This is a genomic window from Pantoea sp. B65 (assembly GCF_047308185.1).
Lineage (GTDB): Bacteria > Pseudomonadota > Gammaproteobacteria > Enterobacterales > Enterobacteriaceae > Erwinia.
Genome location: NZ_JAHXPU010000040.1, coordinates 1 through 16,595 on the forward strand (window position 1 = coordinate 1; position 16,595 = coordinate 16,595).

Annotated in this window: 4 protein-coding genes; all 4 read right to left on the minus strand. The window is 56.0% G+C overall.

The annotated features are described in order from the left end of the window. On the minus strand, window positions 1–190 hold a 190-nt coding region (locus JWF83_RS19880; protein WP_413652143.1), incomplete at its 3' end, for a hypothetical protein. A 63-nt stretch (window positions 191–253) separates the two neighbouring features. Next, window positions 254–5,515, minus strand: a complete 5,262-nt coding sequence (locus tag JWF83_RS19885) for a hypothetical protein (RefSeq protein WP_413652144.1) — start codon at window positions 5,513–5,515, stop codon at window positions 254–256. Between the two features lie 63 nt (window positions 5,516–5,578). Continuing rightward, a complete protein-coding gene (locus tag JWF83_RS19890) occupies window positions 5,579–10,822 on the minus strand; it encodes a hypothetical protein (RefSeq protein ID WP_413652145.1) in 5,244 nt (1,747 codons plus the stop codon). Window positions 10,823–11,054: 232 nt separating this feature from the next. Further along, window positions 11,055–16,367, minus strand: a complete 5,313-nt coding sequence (locus JWF83_RS19895; RefSeq protein WP_413652146.1) for a hypothetical protein — start codon at window positions 16,365–16,367, stop codon at window positions 11,055–11,057. Window positions 16,368–16,595 lie beyond the last annotated feature (228 nt).

The window sequence follows — 16,595 nt, forward strand, 5'->3', positions numbered from 1 at the left end:
GCGCCTGCTCTCTCAGCTCAACGCGCTGACGTCGTGTCAGTTTGCGATAGCGGAAGTCGCCCTGCGCGATTGATTTCTCGCTATTACCGATCGCGATACAGGGAAACATAGGTTGCGCTGCCGGTGGTGCGCCGACGCCCAGACGATTGATACTCTGCAGAAACTGCGTGATATTTCCTGATTCTGTCATGCGCATCCACCATTATTTATTCAGCCGCAATAAAGAAGGTCATTTAATAAAAAGATAACGCGTTTATGCTGTGGGGATATTTTCTGCCGGGGGTTCCGGTTTAACTACCCCCTCTTCTGCGGCATACTCCGCCGCCACCGCATCTTTCATCGCTTTAATTTTTTCTTCGATAATATCGCGGCCGCCGAGTGGTTTTATCGCTTTCGCCATCGCGTGATAGAGGTTATTTTCATCGTCTTTGCTGATGGCGACTCTTTTCCCCGCCTTTTTACTCAGCGCGTCATAGCGGACAATTCCACGGCTATCCAGCCGCTCTTTCAGCGTATAACGTTCGGCATTGCCAGGCACCGCATCCACCTCTCCCTCCGGGCCATAAATGTGCGCAGTATTGCCGCCAATATCTTTAATCACAAAATAACCCTTTTCTTCACGGGCAATAATACGAATCACATCATTATTCAGGGTGGTCTGTATCTGATAATCCGGTCGGTAATAATTACCATAGGAAATCAATGCCTGCTCACCCTGTTCCAGTGCCTCAGTGGTATAATAGAAGGGCAGATGATCGTTAATATAACCGACACTGACTTTATTTTTCCCCTGCACCGGCAGCCCGTGCATTTCAGCGGTATTCATTAATGCCAGGATATTGGCGTTCTGATAGCCGCTGACTAATTCCGACCCTTTCCTTGCGCCCCACAGGTAGGTAAGTACCGCCTGGGAACCCATTTTCTTGTATTCCGCCCGCAGCGAAACCGCATCCTGATGGCGGATACCGGTATACACCCCGAGAAAGGTAAACGGCGGAATGGTTTTTTTGGCTTTCAGTTGCAGGCCGACCGCCGGATTCTGCTCGTCATAATATATCGCCAGATATTCCGATAACGCCCCCGGTTGCCGGTTGCCCTGCTCATCAATAAAAAAGTCCTGGCGGCTGCCATCACTATCCACCACCTCCTGCGCCAGGCTGGCAAAACGGTGTGCCACCTCTTCACGCTGTTCTTTTGGCAGCCCTTTAACAATATTCTGGATATCCGAAATAAATACCGGTCCGCGAATCAGTTCCTGGGTCACGCTACGTGCCGGGTTCAGCGGATCGGTCAGCAGCGGCGGGTTTTGTTTCAGTTGCAGGTGCAACAATCCGTGGGTCGGTTCCGATACTTCCGCCTCCCGTGGCTCCGCAGGCGGTACCGCCATCGTATCAAAGGTCGGACTCAGCGCCTGGTTAAGCGATTCCATGGTGACCCCGGCATGAACCGCGATATTTTTATCGTTAACCAGCCAGCCCATATCATCCTGCACGCGCCGGTCAGCCAGCCGCCGGGCATAGAACTGGTTTTTGCGCTGGATAATCAGTTCGCTCTCATTTTCCAGCACCACCTCCGCCGGGAGGCGCGACACGCTGTTCAGCCAGCCGCTTTTCTCACTTTCCAGCCATTCATTCAGCCTGCGCTCCGGTACCCAGGCATGCCTGGCAATCTCGCTTTTTCTGACTATCTTGTCTTTCTGCTGCTGATTGCGCATCTTCACCAGCCGCAGCGCATACTGTCGGTTCTTGTCCGCTGCGATAACAAAATTGTCGCCATCACTCAGCTGTTCCTCGGCCAGGCGTGGGTTATTATTCAGCCACTGACGCGAATGTTTAGTTCTGGCGATATTCACCGACAGGAATTGCGGCGTGACGCGCGCATGGCGGGCGATAGTGGTGTTCCTGACCTGTTTTTTTACCAGGCTTCCCGCCGCTACCTGCTCATCACGTAACAGCGTCAGCCGTATGGCATATTCGATATTGCTCTCCCGCAGATAACGCGGATAGCTGCTCAGCCATTGCTTTTCTTCCGCTGACGCCAGCTTATCCAGCAGCGAGGCGCCCAGCCGGTTTAATAACGCCGCTTCATTCACCCCGGCACGGATGGCTATCATGGCAAGCGTCACTTTTTCATGCGGCATCCGGTACAGACGTACGGCATACTCCAACGGATCCTCACCTTCCTCCTGAGGATTGCTGTTCAGCCATTGCTGCGCCTCAGACGGCAGACGATTTAATCGGGTTCGCAGGCTCTTTTCGTTCACCCGCGCATGCACCGCTATCGCGGTATAGCTGACGCCCTGACGCGGCAGCAGAGAGAGACGCACGGCATAATCCATATCCGTTTCGGTTTCGTACTGCGGATGACTCTCCAGCCATTGCTGCGCATGCGGCGTTAAGCGCCTTAAGCTGATCCTCAGACTCTGTTCGTTCACCCCGGCGTGATCGGCGATGGCGCTTAGGGTTGCCCCCTGCTCCGGCAGCTGGCACAGACGCATCGCGTACTCCATATTACTTTCCTGCTCATCACGTGGATGCAGGCTGAACCAGTACATCTCATCCGTCGAAAAGCGTTTTAACCAGATGCGAATACTGTTCTCATTGACGCCGGTGTGCCGGGCGATGGCGGTCACCGTGACGCCTTCAGGGGACAAGCGGGAAAGACGCAGGGCATAACTCATATCGCTTTCCTTTTCCCCTTTCGGATGGCTGACGAACCAGTGATGCACCTCCGGGGTGTTTTTGCTTAGCCAGGATCGCAGCCGGCGAACGTCCACCCCGGCGTGGCGCGCAATAGTGATCAGCAGCATCTCATGCGGCGCTTGCAGGCTCAGGCGCAGCGCATAGGCGAGGTTCTTTTTCCCGCGCTCCAGCACATCGTCATGCTCATTTAGCGTTTCCGGCGGCAGGCGGGGATGCTGGTTAAGCCATGCCAGCTCCTCCGCATCAATCTCCTGAGCTTTGCGGCCTCGTTTGCCGGGCGGCTCGCCGGTATCGGCATCCTGTGGCCCCGTCGATCCGGAAGGGCCGGCGCATTCATCATCGTTACCGCGCCGGCCACGCGGCTGACATGGCCGTTTTTCTTCCAGCACAAACTCATCGTCTTCATCATAACGAAACACCCACAGGCTATCCGGGCCGTGCTGATTCGCGACCCGCAGACTAAACAGATCGCCATCGACCGCATCCTGCTGAACACGGATATACTCCGCCACTCCGTGCCGATCGGCGCCGGTATGGATCCACAGATCGCTGCCGCTGCGATAAACATTCCGGTATTCCGGCAGCGCATAGTCGGCGGAAAACGGCTGGGTGAGCTGCACCCTGACCGATGGCGGCAACCCGGCAAAGGCCTCATGGGTAAACGGCAGAAAGTGCCACTGCGCGCTGTCTTCGTCATAGCGGAAGTGGACTTCTCCCTGCGCCGCCGGCTGCGGGGTACGATAGTGATCGGCATCGCCAGTGGGTACCACCTCCAGATAACGCGCCACGCCATCGGCTTGCGTTTCCCAGCGCAGAAAATAGTCGTGGCCAATGCGGTACAGCCCGGGGCGCTGATGCAGCGCAATCAGATCGCCCGGTGGATTGAGTATCGTCTGCAGCCATGACAGATCGATTTTGCCCTCTGCGCTGCTCAGCCGGGCAAACGGTGAGGCCGCCGTATCCCATTTCTGCGTGGTCGGCTGCCATTTCAGCACCGTCTGTCGGTATAAAGGCTGGCTTTCCCGGGCGCTGATGGTAAAAAAATCCCCCTCCATGCGTCCCTCCAGATAGCCGATATCCACATTGGTTTCGATAGCCGCCGGCGATCGGATTTCCAGGTACTGTTTGCCACTGCGCGGCGCCGACCACACTTTGCACTCCTGCGGACCAATGCCGGACAGCACTCCGTGCAAACCGGGATCCGGCTGAATTAATGCCTCAGGCAGTACGGATAACACCCGCGCATGCAGATGGTTATTGCCGGGATAAAACAGCTGCCATTGCTGGCTGACGTGGCTGAAATAAATTTTCTCTCCCGCCGGCAGAATAAAGGTGCCGTCGCTGGCGGAAAAGGTCACCGGATGGTATGTCTCCCCGGCTTTGACAAACCACTGCTGCTGCCGACCATAGCTAAACACATGTTCCCCGCTCAGGTCCCCGATGCGCCACCGGTTATTTTGCGGATTACGGGTCGCCGGCAGGCTGACCGGCGGCGTAACGCCTGGCTGAACGGCTATTGCGTGACTTTCCGCCTGCGGAAAAAGCTGCCAGCGTTGTCCGTCAATCTGGTTTTGCAGCACTGAATGCAGCGTTATGCCGGTTGGCGGATGGGTGATAGCCGTGCCCGGTAACTGATTCACCGGTCGCAATCCGCCGCCGGGCGGCTTAGCCTGCCTGAATTTAAAGGCGTTGCCTGCCGCCTTTTCCGGTAACACCAGCAGATTAGCGGACAGCCGCAGTAAGCGATCGACTTCACGTTCACCCGGCTCCCGATCCAGCAGCGTCCCGCTGAACACTTCGCCGGTGATACGGGCAAAATAGCCCAGTACCGCTTCGCCGCCGGAAGCGAGAAAATGCAGCGGGTTATAACTTTGCGTCCCTTGCATAAATAACGTCACACTGTTTTCAGTACGCTTATCTCCCCAGGCGATAATCCGCGCGCCGACACTGTCTGCCGCCACGGTTTTATCTTTTAGCGACATCTCATACAGTACGTTGCGCATGCGCATGGTGTCTTCATGCACCCGCTGCGGACGCCGGCCATCCTCAGGCGCAGGGTAAATAAAAATAATATCGGTGTCTGACAAGTTGCCGATCAGTTGCTGCTGCTGGCTGTCGTCCAGCGCCCAGCCCATACGCTGCAGAAACTCCCCCATTTGCGCACTAAACAGAGTACGGTTATCCCCGCGCTGATGGATGCGGTATGAACTGCGTTTTGGCGCCATCGCTTCGGCCGGAGGGGTGCTGCTGGTCATTGAGCGCGGATTCTGCGCCGCAACCGCCTGATCCCACGGCAGCAATTTACGGAAAAAACCGCTTAACGCCCGATCAACAGCATGCAGCATACTGATACCGTAGTGGCTGGCGCCGGTCAGCGCGCTATTGAGCGGCATTAGCGCATCAGGGCCGCGCTCTGTGGTGGCCTGCGGCGGCGCAGAGCCGGCACAAACCCGCCAGCCGGAGCGGGTAACCAGCTCCGCTGCGGCCTTAATCGCCGCCGCGCCGGGAGTGGAGATCGGGGGAAATAAAGGTTCTGCCGGCAGGCCGCCCTGAGCGGGCAGTAGCCGCACTCCGGTCAGCAACGTCTGCCAGAGTGCGGCAGACTCATGCCGCTGCTCTGCCTGCGCCTGCTCTCTCAGCTCAACGCGCTGACGTCGTGTCAGTTTGCGATAGCGGAAGTCGCCCTGCGCGATTGATTTCTCGCTATTACCGATCGCGATACAGGGAAACATAGGTTGCGCTGCCGGTGGTGCGCCGACGCCCAGACGATTGATACTCTGCAGAAACTGCGTGATATTTCCTGATTCTGTCATGCGCATCCACCATTATTTATTCAGCCGCAATAAAGAAGGTCATTTAATAAAAAGATAACGCGTTTATGCTGTGGGGATATTTTCTGCCGGGGGTTCCGGTTTAACTACCCCCTCTTCTGCGGCATACTCCGCCGCCACCGCATCTTTCATCGCTTTAATTTTTTCTTCGATAATATCGCGTCCGCCGAGTGGTTTTATCGCTTTCGCCATTGCGTGGTAGAGGTTATTTTCATCGTCTTTACTGATGGCGACTCGTTTAGCCGCTTTTTTACTCAGCGCGTCGTAGCGGACAATTCCGCGACTGTCCAGCCGCTCTTTCAGCGTATAGCGTTCAGCATTGCCCGGTACCGCCTCCACTTCCCCTTTAGGACCATAAATATGGGCAATATTGCCGCTAATATCTTTAATCACAAAATAACATTTTTCCTCAGCAGCAATAATGCGCACAATATCATTATTTAATGAGGTTTGTATCAGATAGTCCGGCTGATAAGTATCACCATAAGAAATTAGCGCCTGTTCGCCCTGGGCTATTTCAGCGGTAGTATAATAGAAGGGTATCTCATCATTAATATAACCAACACTGACTTTATTTTCGCCCTGCACCGGCAGCCCGTGCATTTTATCGGTATTCATCAATGCCAGTATATTGGCGTTCTGCAGCCCGCTGACCGTTGCCGGCCCTTTCTTTACCCCCCAAAGATAGGTAAGTACCGCCTGGGAACCCATTTTTTTATATTCCGCCCGCAACGAACTGGCATCTTTATGGCGGGTGCCGGTATACACCCCGAGGAAAGTAAACGGAGGAATGGTTTTTTTGGCTTTCAGCTGCAGACCAACCGCCCAGTTTTTCTCGTCGTAATATATTTCCAGATATTCCGATAACGCCCCCGGTTGCCGGTTGCCCTGCTCATCGATAAAAAAGTCCTGGCGGCTGCCATCACTATCCACCACCTCCTGCGCCAGGCCGGCAAAACGGTGCGCCACTTCTTCGCGCTGCTCCTTTGGCAACACTTTGACGATATTGTGGATATCGGAAATAAACACCGGCCCGCGAATCACCTCGTTGGTTACGCTGCGTGCCGGATTCAGCGGGTCGGTCAGCAGCGGCGGGTTTTGCTTCAGTTGCAGGTGCAGCAATCCATGCGTCGGTTGCAACGCTTCCAGTTCGGCGGACTGAGCAAACTGCGGTTTAGTCCCATCAAATTGCGGATCCTGCGCCTGCTTAAATGAATCCATGGTTATCCCGGCATGGGTGGCAAGGTTTTTATCAGTAAGCAGCCAGTCCATTTGCTCCTGCGCGCGCCGGTCAGCCAGCCGCCGGGCATAAAACTGATTTTTATGCTGGATAATCAGTTCACTCTCATTTTCCAGCACCACTTCGGCTGAGAGACGCGGCACGCCGCGCAGCCAGTCAATCTTCTCATTTCCCAGCCCTTCGTTTAGCTGGTTATCCGATATGCCAACATGCCTGGCGATCTCGCTCTTCCTGATGGTTAACTCTTGCTGCTGCTGATTGCGCATCTTTACCAGCCGCAGCGCATAACGCCGGTTCTTCTCCGCTGCGGCGATAAAATCATCCGCATCTGCCAGTTGCTCCCCGGGCAGCCGCGGATAATTATTCAGCCACTGGCGTGAATTTTTGGTTCTGGCGATATTCATCGACAGGAACTGCGGCGAGACCCGGGCATGGCGCGCGATAGTGGCATTTTTAACCTGTTTTTTTACCAGGCTGCCGGCCATCACCTGTTCGTCACGCAGCTGAGTCAGGCGAACGGCATATTCGATATTGCTCTCGCGGAACAGGCGCGGATAGCTGCTAAGCCACTGTTTTTCGCTGGCCGACGCCAGTTTATCCAGCAGGGAGGCATCTAAGCGGTTTAACAACGCCGATTCATCGACGCCGGCGCGTACCGCGATGGTGGTTATCGTCACTTTTTCGTGCGGCATCTGATACAGACGTACCGCGTAATCCATCGCATCTTCGTTCTCACCCGGCGGATGGCTCTTCAGCCATCGCTGCACATCCGGCGGCAGACGATTAATGCGCGATCGCAGGCTCTTTTCGTTTACCCCGGCATGTATGGCTATTGCGGTATAGGTTATTCCTTCGTGAGGCAGCAAGGCGAGACGCACGGCATAGGCCATCGCCGCTTCGTTTTCATACTGCGGATGAGTCTGCAGCCATTGCTGTGCACGGGGAGTTAACCGTCTTAAGCTGGTTCTCAGGCTGTTTTCACTCACCCCGGTATGATCGGCGATAGCGCTTAAGGTCGCCCCCTCCTCCGGCAGCTGGCACAGACGCATGGCATACTCCATATTGCTTTCATTTTCCCGCCGTGGATAAAGGCTGAACCAGTGCACTTCATCCGACGAGAAGCGCTTTAACCAGATGCGAATACTGTTTTCCCTCACCCCGGTATGCTGGGCGATTGCGGTAATCGCCACCCCTTCCGGCGCCAGCCGACATAAACGTAAGGCGTAACTCATATCGCTTTCGGTGTCCGTTTTCGGATGGCTGACAAACCAGCGATGCGCCTCCGGGGTGGTTTTGTTTAACCAGGATCGCAACCGGCGCACATCAATCCCGGCATAGCGGGCGATGGCGCCCAGCGGCATGGTTTTTGGCGCACGCAAACTCAGGCGCAGCGCATAGGCCAGGTTCTTTTTGCTGCGTGTGACCGCACTGTCACGCTCCCTGACCATCTCCAGCAGCAGACGCGGCTGGTCATCAAGCCATGCCTGATCCTGCTCATCGTTCTCCTCTTCGCTACGCGGTTTTTTGCCTGCCGGCTCGCGGGTATCGGCAACTGACTGGCGGCTTATTCCGGATGGCCCGGCGCACTCGTCGTCGTCAGCGCGTTTGCCACGCGGCTGGCACAGCTGCTTGTCCTCCAGCACAAACTCATCGTCTTCATCATAACGAAACAGCCAAAGCGTATCCGGTCCGCTGCTATCCGGCACCCGCAGGCTGAACAGATCGCCATCGATCGCATCCTGCTGTACGCGGATATACTCCGCCACCCCGTGCCGATCGGCGCCGGTATGGATCCACAGATCGTTACCGCTCAGGTAGAGGTTATGATATCCCGGCACCGCATAGTCGGCGGAAAACGGCTGGGTAAGCTGCACCCTCACCTGGGGCGGCAACCCGGCAAAAGCCTCATGGGTGAACGGCAGAAAGTGCCACTGTGCGCTGGTTTCATCATAGCGGAAGTAGACCTCGCCTTCGGCGGCAGGCTGCGGAGTACGGTACTGACTGCCATCCCCGGTGGGGAGCAGTTCCAGATAGCGCGCCTCGCCATTCGCCTGCGTTTCCCAGCGCAGGAAATGGTCCCGGCCAATGCGATACAACCCCGGTCGCTGATGCAGCGCAATCAGGTCCTGCGGCGGATTCAGTATTTTTTGCAGCCAGCTACGATCGATTTTTCCCTCAGCACTCTTCAGCAAAGCGAACGGCGAGGTCGCGGTATCCCAGCGCTGGGTTTTCGGCTGCCATTTCAGTACCCTCTGGTGGTACACCGGCTGGCTTTCCCGCGCGCTAACGCTAAAAAAATCCCCCTCCATGCGTCCCTCCAGATAGCCAATTTCGACGTTGGTTTCGCTAGCGCCCGGCGAGCGGATTTCCAGATACTGTCGATCGGCCAGTGCGGAATACCACACCTTGCGTTCAGGTCCGCCGACGGAGGCCAGTACCCCCTGCTCGCCTGGCGCCGTACGGATTAATATTTCAGGCAGGCTGGAGACCACCCGCGCATGCAGATGGTTATTGCCGGGGTAAAAGCGTTTCCATTGCTGGCTAAGCTCGCTAAAGTAAATTTTATCCCCACCGGGCAGATGGCAGGTGCCATCTTCAGCAGAGAGTTTCACCGGCTGGTAACCATTAGCGAATTTGATAAACCACTCCGGCTGCTGGTTATGGCTAAAGCTATGCTCCCCACCGAGGTGTTCGATACGCCACAGATTGTTTTGCGGATTGCGGCTTGCCGGGTAGCTGATAACCGGCTGAATACCGGCCGGTTGCGCCACACCGCTATTTTCTCCCTGCGGGAAAAGCTGCCAGCGTTGGCCGTTAATCTCTTTTTGCAATACTGAATGCAGCGTCATACCGCTTGGCGGATGAGAAATGACGGTTCCCGGCAACTGCGCCAGCGGTTTCCCTCCGGCGGCGCTGGCGGGGCGGGTCAGCATGACATTAAATGTCTTGCCGCTCAGCGGCTCGACCATCACCACATTCATTGACAGCCGCAGTAAGCGGTCCACTTCCCGCTCACCCGGCTCCCGATCCAGCAGAGTGCCGCTGACAACCTCACCGAGGGTGGTGGAAAAGTAGCCCAGCAATGCCTCGCCGCCCGAGGCGAGAAAATGCAGCGGGTTATAACTTTGCGTGCCCTGTTTAAACAGGGTATAGCTCTTTTGCGTTCGCTCCTTGCCCCATCCGGCTATTCGCGCGCCGAGACTATCTGCCGCCACCGTTTTATCTTTCAGTGACATTTCATACAGGACGGTGCGCTCTCTGATCATCTCTTCATGCGCCCGTTCTGAGCGGTTGAACTCTGCCGTCTGCAGCGGGGGATAGAGAAAAACGATATCCTGGTCTGTCAGGTTGGCGATAACCTGCTGCTGCTGTTGCTCATCCAGCCCCCACGCCATGCGATCGAGAAACTCGGTTACCTGTTGCCGGAAGCGCGTGCTGTTATCCCCGCGAGAATGGATGCGATAAGCGGGCAACTGTTGCTCTGCGACAGCAGGCTGGCGGGTAGTGGTTATCCGGCGCGAGGTTTGCGCTGCGCTTGCCTGATGCCATGGCAACAGCTGACTGAAAAGACCGCTCAGCGCACGATCAATCGCCTGCAGCACAGCGAAACCCTGGTGACTGGCCGTGGCTGGCAGCGGTTGTGGCGGCGCCATCTCATGGCCGCAGTCCGCTACGGAGCCGGCGGTAATCCGGCCAACATTCCAGCTCAACAGTTCCGCCGCCGCCTTAATCGCCTGCGCACGCGGGGTGGATAGTGGATGAAAGCCACTCTCTGGCGGCAATAAGCCCTGAGCGGGCAACAGCTGAATATCGGTGACCAGCGATTGCCAGCGGGTCGCCGCCAGGTTTTGCTTAGCCCTGGCTTCCTCTCTCAGCGCCACGCGCTGACGACGCGTCCCTTTTGTCGCTCTGAAATCCTCCTGCGAGATCGACCGGTTGCTATTACTGACCTCAATACAGGGAAGCGAGGAGGGAGCGGAGATCGGTGTCTCCACGCCGAGGTTATTCAGGTAATGCAGAAATTGCGTTATCTTTTCTAATCCTGACATTCGCGTTTACCATTATTTATTGATCCGCCGGCGCGGAAATAATTGAATAACGAAATGATGGCAGAGCAGATAAGCGCAGGCTGTACCTCCGATACTCAACCACTATCAGCAAGCGCCCGTTAATTAAACCAGATAAAGCTATCAGCCAAGGATAAATTAAACGTTGCTAATTAACTTTCAAAAAAAAACCTTATTAGCCTGATAAAAATATTTATTTTAATAATTTAACCTTTTAACGATTAGCCTGGGCGCCGGGGGAGTCACGGTCGTCAGCCGGCTCGGGTTTTACCCGCCCCTCTTCCGTCGGGTAGGCGTCTTTGATTGCCTGTTTCATCGCCAGGATGTTTTGTTCTATTTTGTCACGCCCCCCGAGAGGGTTGATGGCTTTTGCCATCGCATGATACAGGTTATTTTCATCGTCCTTGCTGATGGCGATTTTTTTACCGCCCTTTTTTCTTAGCGGGTCATACCTGACCATTCCCTGGCGATCCAGCCGCTCTTTCAGCAGATATTTCTTCTCACTTCCGCTCGCCATCGCCACTTCCCCCTCCGGGCCATAGATATGTGATATTTCTCCTGCAATATCAATCACCGTAAAATAACAGTGCTGCGCGCGGGCAACGATACGAATAATATCATTATTAAGTGTCGTCTGAATGCGATAGTCAGGGCGATAATATCGACCATAAGAGATCAGCAACTGCTGACCGCGTTCAATGCGTTTTTTGGCGTAATACACCACCAGTCGATCATTGACAAAAGCTGCGCCAAGATTATCCACGCCCTGTGATGGCAGATTATCCATTTCAGCCGTATTAATTAACGCCAGCAGATTGGCATTCTGCAGGCCACTGGTTGATCCCGTCCCGCGGTGTGCCCCCCACAGATAAGTGATCACCGACTGGGATCCCATTTTGCGGTATTCCGCCTGCAGCGAAGCCTCAGTTGCATGCCAGACGCCGGTATAAGCACCAATAACGGTATAGCGTTCAATCGGCTGTTTGGCGATCACCTGCAACCCGACCGGATTGCGCTCATCGTATAAGATCTCAAGATTTTTTCGTAAAAAACCCTCCTGTTTATTGCCCTGTTCATCGTAATAAAAATCCTGTCTGCCGCCGTCGGTGTCAATTAACGCTTTTACTTCGGCAAGCAAGCGGCGTTCGGTGGCCTGGCGCTGCGCTTTCGGTACGGTTTTCAGTATATCCCTGATATTACTGATCGCCAGCTCTCCGTCACCCAGTACCTGTTCTGTCAGGCTAAGTTCCAGATTAGCGGGGTCAACCAGCAGCGGCGGATTCTGTTTCAGCTGCAGATGCAGTAAGCCGTATTCCGGTTTCCAGCCGGTTTCCGGATCAAAAGGTTTTTCCGGCAGCGGATGACGGATAGCGAAAGTGGGCTCCTGCGCCTGGGAAAACGAATCCAGCGTGATCCCGGCATAGTCGGCAATATCGGCATCTTGTACCAGCCAGCTAAGGGTTTCCGTAGCGCGCTTTTCCGCCAGACGCTGACTATAGAACTGATTCTTACGCTGGGCGATGATTTCGCTATCCGCCTCAATCACCACCTCGCCCGACTCGCGCGGTAGGCGGGCGAACCAGCGGCTTTTTTCATCCGCCTGCCATTGCCTGATCAGCGGGCGGGCCACGCCGATATGAACGGCAATATCACTCTCGCCAATCTCCTGCGTTTGCTTTTGCTGATAACGCAGCTGCAGCAGGCGCAGCGCATACTGCCGGTTTTTCTCCTGCAGACTGGCCAGCGCTTCTCCGCTCATCGCCTGCTCCGCTTGCAGCCGTGGATGATTATTCAGCCACAAACGTGAGTTTTTTAACTGGGATAAATTTTTGGACAGCAACTGGGGGCTGATGCCGGCATGCAGCGCAATAACGCTATTTCTGACCTGTTTTTTCGCCATCGTGCCGGCAACCAGCTGTTCATCGCGCAGTTGTGCCAGGCGCACGGCATAATCCGTGCCGCTTTCTCTTACCTCGCGCGGATAGAGATTCAGCCATTGTTTTTCCCCGGCGGACGCCAGCCGATCGAATTTCTGTTCGCTTAACGTTTTCAGCAGCGCCAGCCGATCCACCCCGGCACGCGCGGCTATCGCGGTCACCGATACCCCTTCATGCGGCTGGCGGAACAGGCGGATGGCGTAAACCATATTACTTTCCTTATCCAGCTGCGGATGATTTCTCAGCCATTCTCTCCCCGGCGGCGGAATGCGGTTTAAACGCGCGCGCAGGCTCCCTTCATTGACAGCGGCATGTACGGCTATCGCATTGGGAGTCACCCCCTTTGGCGCCATCAGGCCCAGCCGGACGCCATAATTCAGACGTTCCTCGCCGGCATGGCGGGGATAATGATTAAACCATTGCCGGGCGACAGGTGATAAGCGATCCAGATTACTGCGCAGGCTGTGCAGATTGACGCCGACATGGCTGGCAATGGCGCTGGTGGTGATACCTTCGCTACCCTCCCCGGCGTCCTCCGCTTCCTGCGCAAGGCGCATGGCATAAGCCATATCACTTTCGCCGCTGTTGCGCGCGTGCAGCGTAAACCACTGCGACTCATTGGAGGAAAAACGGCTTAACCACATGCGGATACTGCTCTCTTTGACGCCGGTCTTTTTTGCTATTGCGGTAAGGGTCACCCCCTCCGGCGCCAGCCGACTCAGCCGCAGCGCATAGTCAAGATCGGACTCACGCTGACCTTGCGGGTGGCCAGCAAACCAGTGCAGCACTTCGGTTGAGACATGGATTAAACTTTTGCGCAGGCGGTTAATATTCACAGCGGCATGGGTGGCAATGGCGCTGACCGGTATATCTTTGGGCGAAATCAGACTCAGACGCTGGGCATACTGCAGATTTTTTTGCCCGCGCACGATCGCGTCATCAGCGGCATTAATTGTTTCATGCGCCAGCCGCGGATGCTGTTGCAACCAGCGCTGCGTTATGACGTCCGGCGTCTGACCGCTGCGGATTTTTTTCTCCGCAGGCAGGTGGCTATCAATATCAGACGGTCGGTTAAGCCCCGACGGACCGGCGCAGGGTTCCTCATCCGCGCGCTTTATTCGCGGCTGGCACAGGCGCATTTCTTCCAGCACAAACTCGTCGTCTTCATCATAGCGATAGATCATCAGGCTACCCGGCCCGGTTTCGTCAGGGACATACAGAGTGAACAGGTCTTCATCGACATTATCCTGCACCACGCGGATATACTGCGCCACGCCGTGTTGATCGCTGCCAGCCTGGATCCAGGTATCGCCGTCACGCCGCCAGCTATGCCGATAGCCGGGCAACGCCTCGGCGGCAGTAAACGGCGTAACCGGCTGCTGCTTTACCCGGGCAGGCAGCGTGGCAAATACTTCATGGCTGAACTGCACCATATGCCACTGCGCACTCTGCTCGTCATAGCGAAAACGGATCTCCGCCACGGCCCCCGGCCATCGGGTACGGTATTCAGCGTCATGCGCCGTCGGTAGCAGCTCCAGATAGTGCTGTACGCCAGCGGCTTCACTCTGCCAGCGTAAATAGTAGTGTTGATCGATGCGGTACAGTCCGGGCCGGTGATACACCGCGGTCATCGCCGCTGGCGGCGCCAGATGGCTCTGCAGCCGGCTGATATCGATTTTCCCCTCGGCCACCTTCAATGCCGTGAACGGGGAACTCCCGCTGTCCCAGCGCTGGGTTGTCGGTTGCCATTTCAGCACCGTTTGCTGGTAAAGCCGCTGGCTGCCGCCGGCTTCAAGGCTAAAAAAATCCCCTTCCAGCTGCCCTCTGACATAGCCGACCCGCACCGCGTTCGGATTGCCCGGCGCGCGGGACAATACCTCCAGATACTGAGCGCCGGGCTGGGTCGACCATATTCTGCGCGCCGGATCAGAGACACTGGCCAGCACCCGCTGCTGACCGGGCAATTCGCTGATTAAACGCTGAGGGATCGCCGATAATCCGCGCGCGTGCAGATGGCGATTGGCCGGGTAAAACTCTTGCCATTCGCGCGCCAGCTCATTGAAGTAAATTTTCTGTCCGCTCGCCAGTCTGAAGCAGCCATCGTCGCCCGAACGCGTCACCGGAAAGTAGCCGTCGCCGGTTTTGACAAAAAATGTCGGTTGTGAACCATGGGTAAACTGATGCTCGCCGCTAACGCCATCAATGCGCCATTTATGGTTGTGTGGATTGCGTGTTGCGGCGTGGTTTACCGCAGGCGTGACGCCGACCTTTACCGCCAGCGCGCGATTGTCGCCCTGCGGATAGAGCAGCCAGCGCTGGCCGCCAATCTCTTTTTGCAACGCTGAGTGCAGGGTGAGACCGCTGGGCGGATGCGTCAGCACCGTGCCCGGCAAGTGCTCAACCGGCTGATGCACCGCTTTCAGCAGCGGCGCCGTCACCGCTTTCACTGCACGCGGATTAAATGCCTGTTGCGCTTTCTGTTCGTGCAGCATGGCGATATTCATGCCCCACTCAAGTACATATTCCGCCCGGGTCTGCCCGGGCTGGCGCGCAAAAATTTCACCGCTAATCACTTCGCCAAGTTTGCGGGCGAAAAACCCCACTAAGGCATCGCCGCCCGAGGCGAGAAAATAGAACGGGTTATAATTTTCCGTCCCGCGAATAAACAGCGTATGACTTTCCCGGGTGCGCTCATCTCCCCAGGCGGTCAGCGTTGTCGCGACGCCCTGTTTAGCGACGGTTTTATCTTTAAGCGCCATCTCATACAGCATCGTCTGCCGCTTCATTTCGCCTTCATGCGCCCGCGGCTGACGGATAACCCCTGGCGGCGCAGGATAGATAAAAATCATATCGTTATCTGCCAGCCCCGCCGCCAGTTGCAGCCGCTGACTATCATTCAGCGCCAGATCGATATACTCGAGGAATTCATCAAGCACTTCAGGCAATAGCGTGGCGTTATCAGCATGCTGATAAATACGGTAACTGGAGGGGGATTGTGCGCTGTGCGGCGCCATGGCGGTATCCAACGGCAAAGACTCTGCCGCGCCAGCCTGATCCCATGGCATCAGACGCCGGAACAGCGCGCTCAGCGCCCGATCGATACCCGGCAGCGCATCGACAGCGTAATGACTGGCAGCGGGCGGAGCCCCCCTTACTGCTAACTGTCGCGGGGGCGGCAACAGCTGGCTACTGTCGGCGGCCACCTTCGCCGCTGCGCTGCCGGCATAATATGGCCCGATATCCGGCGTTAACAGCCCGGCCAAAGCCTGAATCGCCAGCGCACGCGCAGTGGCGAGCGGCGTAAATACCGCTGGTTCTGGCAATAGCCCCTGCCCCGGCAGGCATTGCACCGCGGTAAGCTGCCGTTGCCAGCGGGTGGCTGACTCACACTGCTTTGCCCGCGCCCGATCCCGCAGTAGCACACGCTGACGACGGGTTAATCTGCTGCTGGCGAAGTCGCCCTGAGAGATCGATTTATCGCTATTGCTGACCAGCACCGTGGAAAAAGCGCCATGTGCGGCAGACCGTCTCTCTGCTGCCGGGCTGTTGAGCTGATGATGACATTGCGTGATGTTTTCTAATGCTGGCATGCGCGTTCACCATTGTTTATTTATCCGCTACGGCGAAAATTATTTAACAACGGAATAATGGCCGATCAGATAAGCGCCGACTGTACTACTCGCACACCACTTTTATCAGCAAGCGCCGGTGGGTTAAACAGGATAATTCCCGGCGCCAAGATTAAATAAATCAGTGAATAATTACTTGCATAAAAACACCCTGTTATTTAACTAAAAATTTTAATTAAAATAATGAGT

Excerpts from the sequence above, each read along its gene's own strand:
- JWF83_RS19885 (WP_413652144.1), bottom strand. The coding sequence starts at position 5,515 with ATGACAGAATCAGGAAATATCACGCAGTTTCTGCAGAGTATCAATCGT.
- JWF83_RS19890 (WP_413652145.1), bottom strand. The coding sequence starts at position 10,822 with ATGTCAGGATTAGAAAAGATAACGCAATTTCTGCATTACCTGAATAAC.
- JWF83_RS19895 (WP_413652146.1), bottom strand. The coding sequence starts at position 16,367 with ATGCCAGCATTAGAAAACATCACGCAATGTCATCATCAGCTCAACAGC.